General features: G+C 57.4%; 15 protein-coding genes. 6 read left to right on the top strand and 9 right to left on the bottom strand.

What is annotated here, in order from left to right:
* Window positions 1–108: 108 nt before the first annotated feature.
* The 4 genes from PVT68_RS01145 (at window position 109) to PVT68_RS01130 (ending at window position 6445) form a co-directional block, all read left to right on the top strand.
* Window positions 109–3021 carry an insulinase family protein gene (locus PVT68_RS01145; protein WP_280320740.1) on the top strand — a complete coding sequence of 971 codons (2913 nt, stop codon included), beginning with the start codon at window positions 109–111 and terminating at the stop codon, window positions 3019–3021.
* A complete protein-coding gene (gene cmoA / locus PVT68_RS01140) occupies window positions 3018–3770 on the top strand; it encodes a carboxy-S-adenosyl-L-methionine synthase CmoA (RefSeq protein WP_280320739.1) in 753 nt (250 codons plus the stop codon). Before PVT68_RS01145 ends, cmoA begins: the two co-directional genes overlap by 4 nt.
* Before the next feature lie 15 nt (window positions 3771–3785).
* Window positions 3786–4763, top strand: a complete 978-nt coding sequence (cmoB, locus tag PVT68_RS01135; RefSeq protein WP_280320738.1) for a tRNA 5-methoxyuridine(34)/uridine 5-oxyacetic acid(34) synthase CmoB — start codon at window positions 3786–3788, stop codon at window positions 4761–4763.
* Between the two features lie 296 nt (window positions 4764–5059).
* Complete coding sequence (locus PVT68_RS01130) at window positions 5060–6445, top strand: L-serine ammonia-lyase (protein WP_280320737.1); 1386 nt, start codon at window positions 5060–5062, stop codon at window positions 6443–6445.
* Window positions 6446–6480: 35 nt separating this feature from the next.
* On the opposite strand, the gene PVT68_RS01125 is transcribed toward PVT68_RS01130, so the two are convergent.
* From PVT68_RS01125 to PVT68_RS01105, 5 genes are all read right to left on the bottom strand, one after another.
* Window positions 6481–7278: a class I SAM-dependent methyltransferase gene (locus PVT68_RS01125; protein ID WP_280320736.1), complete on the bottom strand. Its 798-nt coding sequence runs from the start codon at window positions 7276–7278 to the stop codon at window positions 6481–6483.
* A 78-nt stretch (window positions 7279–7356) separates the two neighbouring features.
* Complete coding sequence (locus PVT68_RS01120) at window positions 7357–7752, bottom strand: SpoIIAA family protein (protein ID WP_280320735.1); 396 nt, start codon at window positions 7750–7752, stop codon at window positions 7357–7359.
* A gap of 218 nt (window positions 7753–7970) precedes the next feature.
* Window positions 7971–8378, bottom strand: a complete 408-nt coding sequence (locus PVT68_RS01115) for a hypothetical protein (protein WP_280320734.1) — start codon at window positions 8376–8378, stop codon at window positions 7971–7973.
* A gap of 456 nt (window positions 8379–8834) precedes the next feature.
* Window positions 8835–9464 (bottom strand): hypothetical protein, encoded by a 630-nt coding sequence (locus tag PVT68_RS01110; protein WP_280320733.1) that lies wholly within the window; start codon window positions 9462–9464, stop codon window positions 8835–8837.
* Window positions 9465–9525: 61 nt separating this feature from the next.
* Window positions 9526–10176, bottom strand: a complete 651-nt coding sequence (locus tag PVT68_RS01105; protein ID WP_280320732.1) for an OmpA family protein — start codon at window positions 10174–10176, stop codon at window positions 9526–9528.
* 484 nt (window positions 10177–10660) lie between these two features.
* On the opposite strand from PVT68_RS01105, the gene PVT68_RS01100 reads away from it, so the two are divergent.
* Entirely contained in the window at window positions 10661–10933 is a 273-nt protein-coding gene (locus PVT68_RS01100) for a hypothetical protein (RefSeq protein WP_280320731.1), read from the top strand.
* 82 nt (window positions 10934–11015) lie between these two features.
* On the opposite strand, the gene PVT68_RS01095 is transcribed toward PVT68_RS01100, so the two are convergent.
* The 3 genes from PVT68_RS01095 to PVT68_RS01085 all read right to left on the bottom strand — a co-directional run bounded on the left by PVT68_RS01095 (window position 11016) and on the right by PVT68_RS01085 (window position 13363).
* Window positions 11016–11243: a SlyX family protein gene (locus PVT68_RS01095; RefSeq protein WP_280320730.1), complete on the bottom strand. Its 228-nt coding sequence runs from the start codon at window positions 11241–11243 to the stop codon at window positions 11016–11018.
* 18 nt (window positions 11244–11261) lie between these two features.
* On the bottom strand, window positions 11262–12407 hold the full coding sequence (locus tag PVT68_RS01090; protein WP_280320729.1) for a serine hydrolase domain-containing protein: 1146 nt from the start codon (window positions 12405–12407) through the stop codon (window positions 11262–11264).
* A gap of 122 nt (window positions 12408–12529) precedes the next feature.
* A complete protein-coding gene (locus PVT68_RS01085) occupies window positions 12530–13363 on the bottom strand; it encodes an ion transporter (RefSeq protein ID WP_280320728.1) in 834 nt (277 codons plus the stop codon).
* Between the two features lie 199 nt (window positions 13364–13562).
* Here PVT68_RS01085 and yciH point away from each other — a divergent pair, with 199 nt between their 5' ends.
* Window positions 13563–13886: a stress response translation initiation inhibitor YciH gene (yciH, locus tag PVT68_RS01080; protein WP_280320727.1), complete on the top strand. Its 324-nt coding sequence runs from the start codon at window positions 13563–13565 to the stop codon at window positions 13884–13886.
* Window positions 13887–13951: 65 nt separating this feature from the next.
* Here yciH and PVT68_RS01075 read toward each other — a convergent pair whose 3' ends face one another.
* Window positions 13952–16627 (bottom strand): hypothetical protein, encoded by a 2676-nt coding sequence (locus PVT68_RS01075; RefSeq protein ID WP_280320726.1) that lies wholly within the window; start codon window positions 16625–16627, stop codon window positions 13952–13954.
* Window positions 16628–16719: the final 92 nt, after the last annotated feature.

Below are 16719 nucleotides of genomic sequence, written 5' to 3'. Positions count from 1 at the left end.
CAACCCTGTCATTTGGTCGGCGCAGGGCGCTAAAATGGCCGCCGTTTTTGCCAATCTCAGAGCCTGTCTGAGTCAGGGCAACCGCAAACTACCCATTGGAGCTGACACTTGAGCAACGTACACCCCGCATTTGAAGCCATTACCAGTGCCGAGATCGAATCCCTCGGCGTCCGCGTGGAAGAGTACCGCCACCGCCGCACTGGCGCCCAGCACCTGCATATCGCCGCCGACAACCCCGAAAATGTTTTTCTGGTGGCCCTGCGCACCGTTCCCCACGACTCTACCGGCGTCGCCCACATTCTCGAACACACCGCCCTCTGCGGCAGTGACAAGTATCCGGTGCGCGACCCTTTCTTCATGATGATACGCCGTTCGCTCAACACTTTTATGAACGCCTTTACCAGCTCAGACTGGACGGCCTACCCGTTTGCCAGCCAGAACCGTAAAGATTTCGACAACCTTCTGGATGTGTACCTGGACGCCGTGTTTTTCGCGCGCCTGGACCCGCTGGACTTCGCCCAGGAAGGCCACCGCCTGGAATTCGCCGAGAGCGACAATCCGGATAGTGATCTGGTGTTCAAAGGCGTGGTCTTCAATGAAATGAAAGGGGCGATGAGTTCAGTGACCTCCCAGCTGTGGCAGAAACTGAGCAAATACCTGTTCCCGACCACCACCTATCACTTCAATTCCGGCGGTGAGCCCGCGGATATCCCCGATCTCACCTACGAGCAACTGGTAAATTTCTACCGCACCCACTACCACCCCAGCAACGCCATCTTCATGACCTTCGGCGATATCGAGGCGGCGGAGCATCAGGCGGTGTTTGAAGAAAAAGCCTTGCACAAATTTGACCAACTTCATCAGAAGATCGAGGTTGGCCGGGAAAAACTCTACGTATCCCCGGTGCGCGTGGAAGAAAGTTACCCTCTGTCCAATGACGAGGGGCAGCAGGAAAAGACCCACATCGTACTCGGCTGGCTGCTGGGCGATGTCACCGACCTGGAACAATCCCTGACCGCGCACCTGCTCTCGGGGGTACTGCTGGACAACAGCGCCTCGCCACTGATGCACCTGCTGGAAACCACCGAGTTGGGGCAATCCCCCTCCCCGCTGTGCGGTCTGGACGACAGCCAGCGCGAACTGGTGTTCGTGTGTGGCATTGAGGGCAGCGAGCGCGAGCGCGCGGACGAGCTGGAGCAGGCGGTACTCAAGGTACTGCAGGATGTGGCGGAAAATGGAGCGCCTTACGAGCAGGTTGCCGCGGCACTGCATCAACTGGAACTTCAGCAGCGCGAGATCGGTGGCGACGGCTACCCCTATGGGCTGCAGTTGATCCTCACTGCGCTTACCGGTGCCACCCATCGCGGCGACGCCATCGGCCTGCTCAATATCGACAGTGCCCTGGAAAAACTTCGCGAACAGATCAAGGACCCCGATTTTATCGCCGGTGCCGCGCGCAAACTGCTGCTGGAAAACCAGCACCGCGTGCGTCTGGTTCTGTCACCGGACGCGGATATGGCATCCCGCGCCGAGCAGGCTGAGAAGTCCCAGCTGGCCGCAATCCGGGAAAAGCTCAGCGACGGCGAAAAGCAACAGGTCATCCAAACGGCCAAGGCCCTGGCCGAGCGCCAGCAACGCAAAGACGATGAGTCCATTCTGCCCAAAGTCGGCGTCGAGGATATTCCCCCGGAACTGCCGAAGGTCGAAGGCGAACAAGTCGCCATCAACCACAGCAAAGTGACCCGCTACAGCGCGGGCACCAATGGTCTGGTGTACCAGCAACTGGTGACCACACTGCCGGAATTCAGCGACGAAGAGCGCATCCTGCTGCCCTACTACTGCCAGAGCCTGAGCGAACTCGGTCTGGGCGAAAAAAATTACCTGGAAGTGCAACAGTGGCAAGCGGCGGTGGCAGGCTCCCTGCATTCGTTCACCAGTCAGCGTACGGACCTGGACAACCTGAATAGCCAGACCGGCCATTTCATTCTTTCCGGCAAGGCGCTGGCGGCAAACCAGGCAGCCCTCAGTGAATTGATGCAGGCCACCATGGAGCAGGTGCGCTTTGACGAGCTACCGCGCATCAAGGAATTGCTGTTGCAGACCCTGGCCCGGCGGGAACAATCTGTAGTCGGCAACGGCCATGCACTGGCCATGGCTGCCGCCAGCGCCGGCTTTAATCGCGCCGCGGCAGACGGTCATGAGTCCGGTGGCCTGCAGGGCCTGCGCCAGCTGAAGGCACTGGTCAAAACCCTGGACAGCACCCAGGGACTGGAAATCCTGGCGGGGAAATTCAGCAGTATCCACCAGAAAATCAACAACGCCGGACGCCAGTTCCTGCTGATCGGTGAGGAAGAAAAACTCGCGGAATTTACCGAGGCCATGGCACCACTGGCGAATGGCAAAGAGACCGCCAGCAACAGGGATGATGCGCCCTTTGCGCCGCGCAAGGTTCAGGAAGTCTGGGTCGCCAACAGCCAGGTAAACTTCTGCGCCAAGGCCTACCCCACCGTGCCCATGACCCATGCGGACGCACCGGCACTGGCCGTACTGGGCGGCTTCCTGCGCAATGGCTACCTGCACCGCACTATCCGCGAACAGGGCGGCGCCTACGGAGGCGGCGCCAGCCACGACGCCAACATCGGCGCTTTCCGCTTCTATTCCTACCGCGATCCTCGCATGGGAGAAACTCTGAAGGACTTCGATGCGTCGGTGGAATGGCTGCTGAATGAAGCCCATGAAGACCAGCAGGTCGAAGAAGCCATTCTCGGCGTGGTGGGCGGTATGGACAAACCCGGCTCTCCGGCGGGCGAAGCCAAGAAGGCCTTCCATTCGGCACTTTACGGCCGCACCCATGCCGTGCGCCAGGAATTCCGCCGCAAGGTCACCGAAGTCACCCTCGCGGACCTGCAGCGGGTAGGAAAAACCTATTTGCAAGCCGACAAGGCCAACACCGCAGTGGTCACCGGCAACCAGGGACGCGATGCGGGACTCGCACTGGATCTGCACGAAGAGAAACTGTGAGCAGCGCAGTGAGCAAGAAAGACGATATTTTTGCCAAACCCCTGGGTGAAGTCGCGGGCTTCACCTTCGATCAGTCTGTGGTGGAAGTGTTTCCGGACATGATCCAGCGTTCGGTGCCGGGCTACACCACGATCGTGGCCATGATCGGCACCCTCGCCGAGCGCTTCGCCCAGGCCGGTAGCCGCTGCTACGACCTGGGCAGCTCCCTCGGCGCCGCGACCCTGGCCATGCGTCACCGTATTCCCGCAGCGGATTGCGAAATCATCGCCGTGGACAATTCCCCGGCGATGATCGAGCGCGCCCGCACGGTACTCGCCGCGGACAGCGGCCAGGTTCCGGTACAGCTGATCTGCGACGACCTGCAGGATGTGGTCATCGAAAATGCCTCGGTGGTGGTGTTGAATTTCACCTTGCAGTTCATCGCCACCAGTGAACGCGAACAGATTCTTCAGAAAATCTATGACGGGCTGCGCCCCGGCGGCGTACTGATCCTGTCGGAAAAAGTGGCATTTTCAGACAGCGATCACCAGGAACTGATGATCGACCTGCACCACGCATTCAAAGCCGCCAACGGCTACAGTGCACTGGAAATTGCCCAGAAGCGCAGCGCACTGGAAAACGTATTGATACCGGAAACCCTGTACGACCACCGCACACGCCTAAAGAGCGTGGGCTTTCACAGTGTCGATGTCTGGTTCCAGTGTTTCAACTTCGCCTCGCTGATTGCCATCAAACAGCGCGCAGACTGACAGACCACGACTCCGATGATCGACTACACCCCGCTTTATGCAGGCCTGCAACATATTCCAGCCCTGCGCCCCTGGCTCACCACCCTGCCGCAGCAGATCAGCGAGGGGCTCAGTGCCGCGCGCTGGGGCGACCTGCCCGACTGGCAGGCAGTTTTGAATGCGCTTCCCGACATTACGCCCTCCTCCCTGGAAACCGTCAGCGAGGTGCGCGTGGGCGGCGCCAGCGATGCCACGGAACAGCAGTTGCAGCAACTGGAAACACAACTGCGCAAACTGCACCCCTGGCGCAAAGGCCCCTGGACACTGTTCGATATTTTTATTGATACCGAGTGGCGCTCCGACTGGAAATGGGATCGGGTGGCGCCGCATCTGCACGACCTGAGCAACCGCCTGGTACTGGACGTGGGCTGCGGCAGCGGCTATCACTGCTGGCGTCAATTCGGCGCCGGCGCCCGACGGGTGATTGGTATCGACCCGTCCGCTAAATTCGTCGCCCAGTTCTACGCGCTGAAAAAATACATGGGCCTGGAGAAGCCCGTCGATGTTTTACCCGTTGGCATCGAGGCCCTGCCCGCCAATCTGCAGGCTTTCGACACCACTCTGTCCATGGGGGTGCTGTATCACCGTCGCTCCCCTCTGGATCATCTGCGGGAACTGAAAGAAACCCTGCGCCCCGGCGGCCAGTTGTTACTGGAAACCCTGGTGATCGATGGCGGCCTCGGCGATTGCCTGGTACCGGAAGACCGCTACGCAAAAATGCGCAATGTGTGGTTCTTCCCCAGCACCGCAACTCTGGAAAGCTGGCTGCGGAAAACCGGCTTTGTGGATGTTCGTACCGTGGACCTCGACCGCACCCGCCTCGAGGAGCAGCGCAGCACGGACTGGATGCGGTTCGAGTCTCTGGTGGATTTTCTCGATCCCGAGGATCACAGTAAAACCGTCGAAGGCCATCCGGCCCCGCTGCGCGCCACCCTCACGGCGATCGCCGGTTAGGTGGCCAAACAAGCTCGGCCCCCAACGACCGGTCCTGCCCACCCATTCGCAACATTCTCTGCGGCTGCCGGCACGAACTTGGTAGTTTGTTGCATAGGCAGCCCGCAAAGCCAAATAAAATCGTGAATTCTGTTCAGGCGGTTGCACCGACCAGCGCCTTCGGCGAACGTGTCGCCCGCCAGGGTCCACGGTGCTCGAAACGCGCCCAAATTCCCCGATAACTACACTTATATTGTGCGGCACCTGCTATCTGCGCTGCCGCTTTGATGAGAAAACCAAGGTTACGAAAAGCAACTATGAGCATCAGTGTTTTCGAGCTGTTCAAAATCGGCATCGGTCCCTCCAGCTCCCACACCGTGGGCCCCATGGTGGCGGCGCATCAGTTTGTTACTGACCTTGAGCAGCGAGGCGCACTGGCCAGGACTGAACGGGTGGAAGTCCACCTGTATGGTTCTCTTGCGCTGACCGGAGTGGGGCACGGCACCGATATGGCCGTGCTGATGGGACTGGAAGGCGAGGCTCCCGACACAATTGATGTCGACAGTATCGACAACCGACTCGCCAGTATTGAGCAGCACCAGCAGCTTATTCTCAACGGTACCCGCGCCATCCATTTTGAAAGGGAGCGGGACCTGCTGTTCCACAAGGAAGAGTTCCTTCCCCAGCACTCCAACGGCATGACCTGTAAAGCGTTTGCCGGCGACGAGTGCCTGTTCGATTGCAGCTATTTTTCCATCGGCGGCGGCTTTGTACTCTCAGAGGAAGACTTCAAGCACAAGGAGCAGATCGCTACCCTGCTCCCCTACGATTTCAGTTCTGCGGTAGAAATGATGCAGATGTGCGAGGAGCACGGCTGGACGATTGCCGAACTCGCGATGGAAAACGAGAAAGCATTCCGCTCCGAGCAGGAAGTAAAGGACGGGCTCTGGAAGATCTGGGAAGTGATGGACGCTTCCATCCAGCGAGGTTGCCACCAGAGCGGTGTGCTGCCCGGCGGCCTGGGCGTGCGCCGCCGAGCCGAGGAGCATTACCGGGAGCTGTCAAAGCAGTCCGACGAAGAGCGCCGCCAGGGACTTTCCATCCTCGACTGGGTGAGCCTGTTTGCACTGGCCGTGAATGAAGAAAACGCGGCCCGGGGACGTATTGTGACAGCGCCAACCAACGGCGCCGCCGGGGTCATCCCGGCGACCATTGCCTATTACGTGGAATTTGTACACGACCCGGCGCAACACGGCGACCTGAAGGATCAGGTGGTGGAATTCCTGTTGACCGCCGGTGCTGTGGGGATGCTGTTCAAGAAAAACGCATCGATTTCTGCAGCGGAAGTTGGCTGTCAGGGAGAAATTGGTGTGGCCTGCTCGATGGCATCTGCAGGACTTGCGGCGGTCCAGGGTGGCACCAATCAGCAGATTGAGAACGCGGCAGAAATCGGTATGGAGCACAATCTCGGGCTGACCTGTGATCCGATCGGCGGCCTGGTACAGGTACCCTGTATCGAGCGCAATACCATGGGCGCGGTAAAAGCCATCAATGCCGCCCGCCTGGCTCTGCGCGGCACTGGCGCGCACATCGTGCCGCTGGACAGCGTGATTGAAACCATGCGCCAGACCGGTATCGATATGCAGAGCAAGTACAAGGAAACATCTCTCGGCGGATTGGCGGTCAATGCGGTGAACTGCTGACGGAGATCAGTTCCGTCTTCCCGTCTTGCTTCAATTCAACCCGGCACCCCGTGCCGGGTATAAACATCAAAACGCCCGGACTTCCCCTCGAGTCTGAGATTTGGCTTGTGCCCCGCCAGGTCAGGCGCCAGCTTTGGACGCTTGACCACAGTGCGGTAGTAACAGGCAGCAAGGGCCGGCGCCAGCAGCGCATCGGCATCTTCGTCACTTCCCACCAACTGGTGAAACGCCGCCATATCCTTTTTGACCTTGGCACTTTTGTCGCGGCTGGGAAACATCGGATCCAGATAAATAACCGGAATGGATTCGTGAGGCAGCTCACCCAACCAGGCAACAGCGCTTTTTACCCGGGGTTCGAGCATCATACGCGCTGCAATCGGGGCAAGTTCCGGATCGGTTATCGCCGCCTGCTGCAACCGCTCTAAACCGTCTGCCAACAGCGCATAGACAACCGGGTTGCGCTCCAACATTCGCACTTCGCAGCCGAGAGATGCAAGCACAAAAGCGTCTCGACCAAGGCCCGCAGTGGCATCCAGTACCAGCGGCTGAAAGCCACTGCGCACGCCGATGGCCTTGGCAATCGACTGCCCTTTGCCTCCGCCGAATTTGCGCCGATGCGCCGCCGCGCCGGTAACAAAATCCACACTGATCGGCCCCGGTGCCTTGCGCCCGGTAGCGCAGAGCTGGAGACTTTCGCCGCAGCGAAGTACAAAGGGAAACTCTTCGACAAATTTTTCTGCTACAGCGCCAAGGAAAGGCAACTGCAGCTCACTGGCAAGGGCTTCAGCCCGGGGGCAGGTATTGTCGTCCGCAGCAGTAACCGCCAACTGCATGATATTCACTCGTCCGTCTGGTAAAGACGGAAATTTACCCGTATTGACCCGGTCGGTCTACGCCTGACAGCAGTGCATTTATTTTTGTCCGACGCTGATTGATCCCCGTCTTGAGTGCAACAGCCAATCCAGTGCCAACTCTTCTGCCTCCGCCGGGAAGGGGCGTACTTCTGCGGAAACAAAGTGATTGAGCAGCTGCGGCATAAACCCCAGCATGATGTTATCCGACAGTACTGCAATCCGATGCAGGTGACGGTGTTGGTTGCGAATGAACACACAATTGGAAATCAATGCGGCAAAGTTTTGCCACCCGCGCACATGCCGCGCGTCAATCAGAAGACCCTGTAAATTTCCATGGGCACAGATAACCGGATCTACCTGCGCCGCCAATGCGCGAAACTCGGACGGTTTTAAATCCGCGACGGGGCGAATTTCAAGAATTTCGTGATCGTGATGCCAGCAATGCTCGATCATGGTCTGTCACAACTTAGGAACTACCGGAGTACCGCAATGAACCTGACAAATTCTATTTGCCTGCTATTAAAAGGGTAGGAAACAACAAAGCCGCGAACCAGTCGCGGCTTTGTTTATGTGATACCGGTCATATCCGGTGTGGCTCTATTGCTGTCGATAGACTCCCATCGGCACTATCAACACTCCTGTCGAACTATCGATCTATCGATCTATCGATGCTATTGGGGCTCGTCGTCAGTTTTGTCTTCGTGCCTCAGTTTGTCCATCGCATCTTCCGCAGCATCCTTGGTGGCCTCACCTGCATCTTTCAAGGCATCACCAGCGTCTTCGGCTGCACCTTTAATCACATCGCCGGTCTCGTCGACGGCGCCCTTGATGGCATCACCGGCTTCACGGGCCTCATCCCTCAGCGTGGATTCGGGCTCCTCCGGCATCGGTGTCTCGTCGCTATCCGGGGGAATGGTGGTGTCTACGTCAGGCTCGGGAACTGGCGATGTTTCCATGCTTTCAGTGCCCGGTTTTTCCAGCTTGTCGTAGGCATCGTCTACGGCGTCGTGCGATTTCTGCGACATGAAATAGCCGATAATGAGCAGCAGAATAATCAGTGGCAAAAGTAGTTTCATCATAAACCCAATGACCCCTTGTCAGTTGTGAACTGTTCAGAACGAAAGTGACAAACTCCTGGGAAGGTGCGGTACAACACGTACGCACTCCTGAATCCCGCTGACAGGCTCCATTTGCCCTGACGTTACCGGTTGGCAGCAGCCCCTGTATTTGCCGAGATTCAAAAGAGAACCACAGAAGAAGCCGACGCCAATACTGATAAGAATAATCTTCAATTGGCGCACTTCAAGGAACTTTGTTCCTACAGGTAAGTTTAAATCGCTCTAAAAAACCGGTTGTCTATTTGAAGGGATTCTATTGGGGGGCATCCTGTGCCGGATAGCAATCTACACCACATCGTTTTCGGCGCCGCGGCGAGGGGCTGAACCGCGGTTAGCCACTCCCGATACTATCCCCCGATACTATCCCCCGATACTTACCCCCCGATACTTACCCCCCGATACTCGGCCCCTGAAAACTTACCCCTGGTAGTATTGATCGAGCTTGACCAGCAGCGCGCCGGCTTCGGATTCTGAAACTACCGCCTCACAGCCGGTGAGTTTCAGCCGGCCGAGCATATCGCTCTGCGCAAAAATCAGGTACTGCTCACCCCGCTTCAGCTTGCGGTCGCAATCGTTGAGGGTCAGACGGAAAGCAATCAGCTTCGCGGGATCGCCTTTCCACACTTTCTGGGTAATACCGGAGTAGACATACCCCAACAGCGCCACCATGCCCGGCTCGGAAAGCGCTTTATCGATAATTCGGTGGATGCCGGTAACCTTTACCCGCGCAACCAGTTCCGCATTAAACAATCGCAGGGAAAAGCTATCGTCCGCCAGGTATGCGGCCTCCGAATAATCATCTGTGCCCTGCTCCGGCACGGCGGGCCCGGCTTGAAATGCGGCATCTGACACAGCTTGTTCCTCCGCGGCGGAACCCGGGGCTTCAGGTTGTCGTGTCTCGGAAGAAATCGCCCGGGTGTCTTCGCCAGCCAGAGCGCCTAATGGAGATAAAAGACCTGCCAGCAGCAAAATTCCTAAACCGAAGCGCAGGCCCGAACGGTAACCGACTTTGCGAGCGCCCCCAGTGATAGATGTGCGCGCTACCATAACCAATCCCTGTCGTTATTTGCTGCAATAAAAAAGGGCGCCGAAGCGCCCTCTTGTCTCGTTACTGAATCGGAAGCAATTCCAACTCTACCCGACGGTTGGCCTGGCGGCCCGCGTCTGAGTCATTGCTGGCAATTGGATAGCGCTCGCCATAGCCCACTGCCTGTACACGACCAGCGGCAACACCACGAGTGGTGAAGAAACCGGCGACGGATTCCGCGCGACGCTCACTGAGCGTCTGGTTAGTAACGTCAGAGCCAGTGCTGTCGGTGTGGCCACTGACACGGATTGCGGTCTTGTCGAATTCGTTCAGAACCAGTACCACGGAATCGAGTGTGTCATAGAAATCGGTGCGGATTTCAAAACGGTTGGTCGCAAACGTGATATTACCCGGCATGATCAGGCGAATGTTGTCACCCTCTCGCTGTACCCGAACGCCGGTGCCTTCAAGGCGCTGGCGAAGGGCCATTTCCTGGCGATCCATGTAATAACCGACACCACCGCCAATCGCCGCACCGCCGATAGCACCGGTAATGGCGCCCTTCTTGCGATCGCTCTTACTGGCAGTAGCTGCACCAATGATCGCCCCCGCTACTGCACCAGCCCCTGCGCCTTTGGCAGCATTACTGGTTTTACTTTCCTGAGTATAGGGGTCCAGGGTGGTACAACCGACCAGTGAGCCCAGGGCAAGAATTGCTACCCATTTTTTCATTTAAGCTTCTCCTAACGCTTTTACTGATGACGGGTGAGAATCCGGCGAGCCGGGTATTGGCATAAAACACAGGGTTTTTCACCCGGGAAATCCCCCATGCCATTTGCACTGTGCCGCCTTTATCCGGCTTGTGAATGCAGTATTGCTTGGCCTAACTGACTACAAGCTGAACCGCATCCGCCATGGGCAGGAAGACTATGCGGAAAGTCTCGCAAGGTCTAGCGCCCACCTCTCAATTTTGTCGTCTGCTACATGTCTCTGTAGCAAAACAATTTGTCTCCCTCCTGCAGAAATTTTTTGTCGGCCACAGTCTCCTTTATTGATGCTTTTATTGGCGCTTTCGAACTGGCACTCCCCGAGTATCGCTCGCGGGGATGGAACGATGCACTGCGAGATGTCGTTACGTGGATACCCTTTCGACGAAACACCGCATTTCGTGTGCCTGCGTGTAATTGGTTCTTCCACAGGATCTGTGGATAAGTTTGTGAATGAAACCGGGCAACCGCGTGACAAACGGCGTACTCCCTTGCCACCAGCGAATTGTGCATTTTTTATGCAGAGAAAATTTATATATAAAAATCAATTAGTTACGGATGATTTTAATATTTGTGTACCAACTATCTCCCGATTGGCCACATTGGGGAAAAGAGGTCGCCTCGTGTGGAAAAAATATTGTCAAGGCTTGACTTGGCGGGAAAAAGCGGGATTTTCTGACTTTCGCGACAGCGATAAGGAACCGGGCGCAATGCCCGGCTGAAATGCCCGTCACGCAATGGTTGCAACCGCTGCCAACTCACCGGGCACCACCGCAAATCCGCTGACCGGCCCTGCTTGAGGCATCAATAGTGTGGCGGCTTTTCGTCACCAGGTTTGAGCCCCTTTTGCATTTCGTAGCTCAGGTCCTGATATTTGTCCGCCATATCCTTCACCCTGCCGAGCAGGGCCCTGAGCTGGGCGTCCTGGGCAGCAATCACGTCATTCAGCTGAGTGATTGTGTCTTCCTGGAAAGCCAGACGAGTTTCCAGCTCATCCACTCGGGCACAGAGCTGTTGCACTTCGTTCTTCATAGTTACTGCCTCAGTTTTTTACAGCAGCCGGTACAGACATTCCATCATGCCAATAGCCCGCTGATCCATAAACAGACTCTGCCCCATCCGGGAAGTCACATAGCCAAATCCCAGTTCGGCCTCCGGATCTGCGAATCCGACACTACCACCGGCACCCGGGTGCCCAAAACCCGCGGGCCCGCCAAACTGCAGGTCTCGCGCAGCGGCGGATTTAATAAAGCCGCACCCAAAGGCAACGTCTGCCTGCAATATGGCGTCCTGACCCCGGCTCTGTTCCGCGGTGGCAGAGTGCAGCAGATCCCGCGGCAGCAGCTGCGGATCTTCACTGGCGAGATCACCGTAGACGGTGGCGAGGTCTCGGGCACAAAAATGGCCATTTGCCGCGGGAATCAATGCGCTTCGCCACTGCTCGCTATTGGTCCCTGTCATCAGTGATACCGGATTAGTAAAGGCGGTGGCCACAGGTCCCTGGCGGTCCTGCTTGATCGAACGGCCGATGGCATTGTCACGCAGCTCCGGGAGGGGCTTCTTCAATGCGCCGACGTCGGCAATCTCCGCCGACCGGTGCCCCACCGCACCGAATCCGCCGGCCAGAGCCAATGGGTCGGCAATTCCAGCGCGGTACAGTGACATCAATGACTGGCCGCTGGCTTTTTCAATCAATCCACCCAGCGTCCAACCGTACAAAAACGGCGAATATCCCTGTTGCGTACCGGGCTCCCACCAGGGCGCGGTGCCCGCTACCTGAGTTAGCGCCCCCTGCCAGTCATAAATCAGTTCGTCGGCAACCCGGTCACGGAAGGCAATCACACCGGAACGGTGACACAGCAGCTGGCGCCCGGTAATGCTCTGCTTGCCCGCCGCAGCGAACTCGGGCCAGTAATGGGCCACCGGCAGATCCAGATCCAGGTTTCCGGCCGCCACCTGCTGCAGGGCAATCAGGGCGAGAATACCCTTGGAGGATGAAAATACATTGACCAGGGTGTCTTCTTCGAAGGGCCGCTCCCCGCCCCGATCAGCACTTCCCGCCCACAGAGAAGCCACTATCTCCTGCTGGTGAACCGCGCAGAATGATGCTCCCACGTCGCCGTGGTCGCTGAAGTTGATGGCGAAAGCATCGTACAGGGCTTCAAACCCCGGGGCACAGTATCCCTGAATATCCATCGGTGCGGATTACCAATATCGAGAAAGGTGAATGATGGGCGCCGCCAGTGACGGCGGCGAAAACGGGGCGCAAGGATAGCGGATAGTCCGGGGGCTGTTAAGGTGCACCTGATACCATCCCCCTACTCTTCCGCGAGCAGATCGAAATCCTCCAGCTTGTAGCCGCAGTGCTTACAGTATTCGGAATCGCTGTCATGCCCGGCGCGGCCACAGTTGTGACAGCGCGCCAGCTGCTTGTCCTTGCGCAATTCATGGGCAAGCTCCGCGGTCACAATGCCGGTGGGCACGGCGATGATCGAGTAGCCAATCAGCATGGTCATGGAGGCAATCGCCTGGCCCAGTGGGGTTTGCGGAGTGATATCCCCGAAGCCCACGGTCGTGATGGTCACGATGGTCCAGTAGACACTCTTGGGGATACTGGTGAAGCCGTGCTTCGGCCCTTCGACCACAAACATGACACTGCCAAAAATGATGCACAACACCAATACGCAGGAATAGAACACCAGGATCCGCCGGCGCGCCTGCCACAGCGAGCGCACCAGTAGATTGGCATCCCTCAGATACCGGACCAATTTCAGAATGCGGAAGATACGCAGCACCCGCAACAACCTGATCACCATCAGGTAGGAGGCACCGGTAAAGATCAGGGCGAGATAACTGGGCAGTATCGCCAAAAAGTCGACAACCCCGTAAAAGCTGAAAATGTAGGAGCGACGATCCTTCGCACAGTAAATACGTGCAAAATATTCGACCGTGAACAGCGCAGTAAAAAACCACTCCAGCACGAAGAAGATATCGCCGTAGCGCACCCACCAGCTTTCCACGGACGCCAACAACACCAGCACAACACTGACCAGGATGGTCCAGATTAAAATAACGTCGAAGTTCTTTCCCGCGGGGGTATCCGTGCCAAAAATCACCTCATTTAGCCACTTGCGGGTACCAGTCAGGGCCATCCGATATTTTCCTTATTGGGCAGCCAGGGATCTGCAGCGTATTTGAGCCACGCCCTGGATTGCTATTTTGAATGCGGGAATGGGTGACATTTTAGCCGAAGCCACGGGTTCAGATTCAAGCCTTTAAGCACCCACCCACCTTCAGCTATGCTTGCCGCCCGGGCAAACCGCCCCAGATCCAACCGACTGACGGGTTTCCATGAGCGACAAAAACCGACTTGTATATTCCACCGACCGCGGAAGAATCAAAGAAGCTGCCGCGCCAGAAAAACGCCACCAGGGCGACGGCATCGTGCGCATCCAGCGGGAGACCAAGGGCCGCAAAGGCAAAGGCGTGACCTGTGTGCGTGGCCTGGAGGGCGCCGACAGCGAACTCAAGCTGATTCTCGCAGAACTCAAGAAGCGTTGCGGCTGCGGCGGCACATTGAAAGACGGGGTTATCGAGATTCAGGGCGACAAACGCGAAGAGATCAAAGCCGTACTGGAGACGAAAAATCTGAAGGTAAAACTGGCTGGCGGTTGACTCGCCGCCGCGCCGACACCTGCGCGACTGCAGCAGGCGTCCGCGAACGGTCATTCTGGCCGCCGCTAAAGTGCGCCGGCCAGGCGCAACGGCCGAATGTTCCTGCGCTGCTCTTCTGCCAGGCATACCTGAAGTAATCCGGCAAGACACTGGTGATAGCTCTCCATGACCAGCACCACCAGGTTTTTGCAATGTAACTCCACCGCCTGTAAACGCGTCAGCGGGTCGCGCTGGCCTTCGGCGACAAGTCGCTCCCGTGCCTCATTGAACAGATCCAGGCGATCCGCAAGATCAACGCCCAGTTCAGCCGCGCCATTTCTGACCGCCACTGACAATATTTCACACTGCTGCAAAGCGAGGGTGACATACTTCTGCAACAACGGTTGCGGAATCTTGTCTACCGGTAGGCGATCAATTGCGACACTGATCAGATCCCCGTAGCGCCCCACCGCAACAAGGGGTTCCCGCAAATACTCGTACGCCGTCAGGCGCTCTAGTGCCACCTGACAATCTCGCTGGCCTGAAGCCGTCATCCCCTCAACCGCGTGCAGGATACGCTGATAGAACATGGAGATGATCTGCCCTCGCTGCTGCATGCAGTCTTGTAGTCGTGTGTGGTTGTCCCGTATCGACTCATCAATCGCCCCGCGAGCAATACCGCCGAGACAATAGTCGGCGGGTGTTACTTCGAAGTTGACGCGGATCAGACCTGCGCCCAACTGCATTTTCGCGCCCTGCACCTGCAGGCTCGCAAGTCGCTGTTCCTGGTCCTGTAGCTCGATTAACCGGCTGCGCAACCAGTCCACGGTGCGCTGCAAATCCAACCGCTGTAAATCTTCGCTGATCGGCAACTGCAGTGGCAGCAGATCGGCGGGCACTATGCGGTTGAAAAATGCCACCAGAATCCGCTGAGCTTCTTCCGTTTCCTTACTCGCGCTCATCAGCAGCTGGTTTTCGACCGCGCGACAGTGATCGTCAACATCCAGCCGACTGACACGGGCGCTCAAACTCTGAAAATCGGCAAACAAGCGGGTGAAATTGAAGTCTGTGCGCTGCAAAAGAGACGCTAGTTTTCGGTCTTCGACCTTATACACGCGGGCGATATCGGCGGGCTCAGCGAGTTGCCACAGATCTGCCGTATCCTCCATCGCCAACTCGATACTCGCTCGGGTTTCCTTATCGAGGTTGTGGTACAGCCAGTTCACTGCAGCCGGAAAGTCGGCCAGACACTTGCCCACCAGTTGCGCCTCCCGGTTGATTTCCCCGGTCACCAGCTCCGCATGGCTCAGCTGGTGCCAGCGCGAGACAAACGCGGAAAAGCCCTCACTGCCAACCAGACAAGCCGCCACCGAGTCAGCACGCTCTGCGAGCACCCGACCAAGCTGTCGACTTGCGGCATAGTGAATTGCCTGTAACCTTTCCACAACCGGCACCACGACCAAGCCGCAGGCTGCCATCACCTTGCGTAGCGGTGCTGTGACACCACTGGCAGAGTTATCAGAAAGAATACTTTGTCCGTTCTCCAGCGCCTCCTGCAAGGACTGCAAACGTTTCGCAGGTACTACAAGCAACCAGGTGGCAAGCCGGCTGCACCGGGTCTGGTAGTAACCCAGCGCTCGGGCAATCAGCGCAAGATTGTCGCCCCCATTCAATGTCACCACTGACGAGAGGCCGATGGAAAGCGTGAATTCGCCACGCATATGAGATAAAAAATTATTTGGTAAAACTTCCGTTTCCGCCCCACGATGCACGCGTACACCCTGCGGCACAGGCACCTGGACCTTGTCACTCAGCAGCTCCAGCATCTGAAACAGTCCCGGCGCTGTATTTTTCTCCAGGCGTAACGTGGTTTTTGTAGCGCCATACCCGGCGCGATAATACGGCAGCCAGAACATTGCCGCGAAAAAAGCCAACACCAGCAGCGAGAGGCCTGTTCCCACAAGCGCGCCCGCCATCGAAGTACCCTGCAGAACGGCGGTGGGTATTTTCCACAACGCCGTAGCGGCTTGATATACCGTAGCTAGCGCAACCAACGCCATCAGTAGCGGCACCAGTGCCGCGGCAGGCATGGCAAGCATCAGTCGGATATTTCCGGAGGATAATGTCTTCGCCAGAGTAGAACTCACGCCCTGCTCGCCAGTGAAGAGGGCGGACAGCTGCTTGCGGATGGCCGTATTTTGCGGGGATGGAGGAGCACTCTGGTTGGCATTATCACCCGCGTTCAAGTCGGACGCCGCAACCGAGACAGAAACCTGTTTAAGGGAGACCGCAGTATCGGAAACCGGGGAAACTGGGGGTATCTGCAACGGCTTTTTGGGCTCCTGTGCCGATGGACTTCTGCTACTTCCTGCATTTGCAGTGGATGACACTTTCTCCCTGACGACATTCGCCCCTACTACACTGCCCCCGACAACATGCGCTGCGCCCGTGTTCTCCCGACCAACTTTCCGCGCCTGACGCTTTTGGGCGAACTGCACTCGGGCCAGCAATGCACGGTTGTCAAATTTCCCCGCGGGGTGGACCTCGATTTTCAGGCCGATCTGTTGCAACTGGGTGCGGTACTGAATGACCTCAGCCGGTGAGAGTTGATCCTTGATCACCCAGCCCTTGAGAAACAGCTTGCGCGCTTGCTGGGTCGTTATCGCGAACCGTTCAGCCAGCGCAGTCAGCACTTCGCCCACAGCTTTATCCCGCAGGACTTTTCCCGCAGAGACAATCTGGAATTTTTGCTGTTCCGCCATCAACGGCTCCCTCCCCCTTACTTTTGAAATTCCTGGCCCCGAAAACAGAACAAACGCCTCAGCGCAGCACATCGTGGCGGTGGCGAAGCATC

Origin of the sequence: Microbulbifer bruguierae, assembly GCF_029869925.1 — a bacterium.
Lineage (GTDB): Bacteria > Pseudomonadota > Gammaproteobacteria > Pseudomonadales > Cellvibrionaceae > Microbulbifer > Microbulbifer bruguierae.
This window is presented reverse-complemented; position numbering and strand designations above follow the sequence as displayed.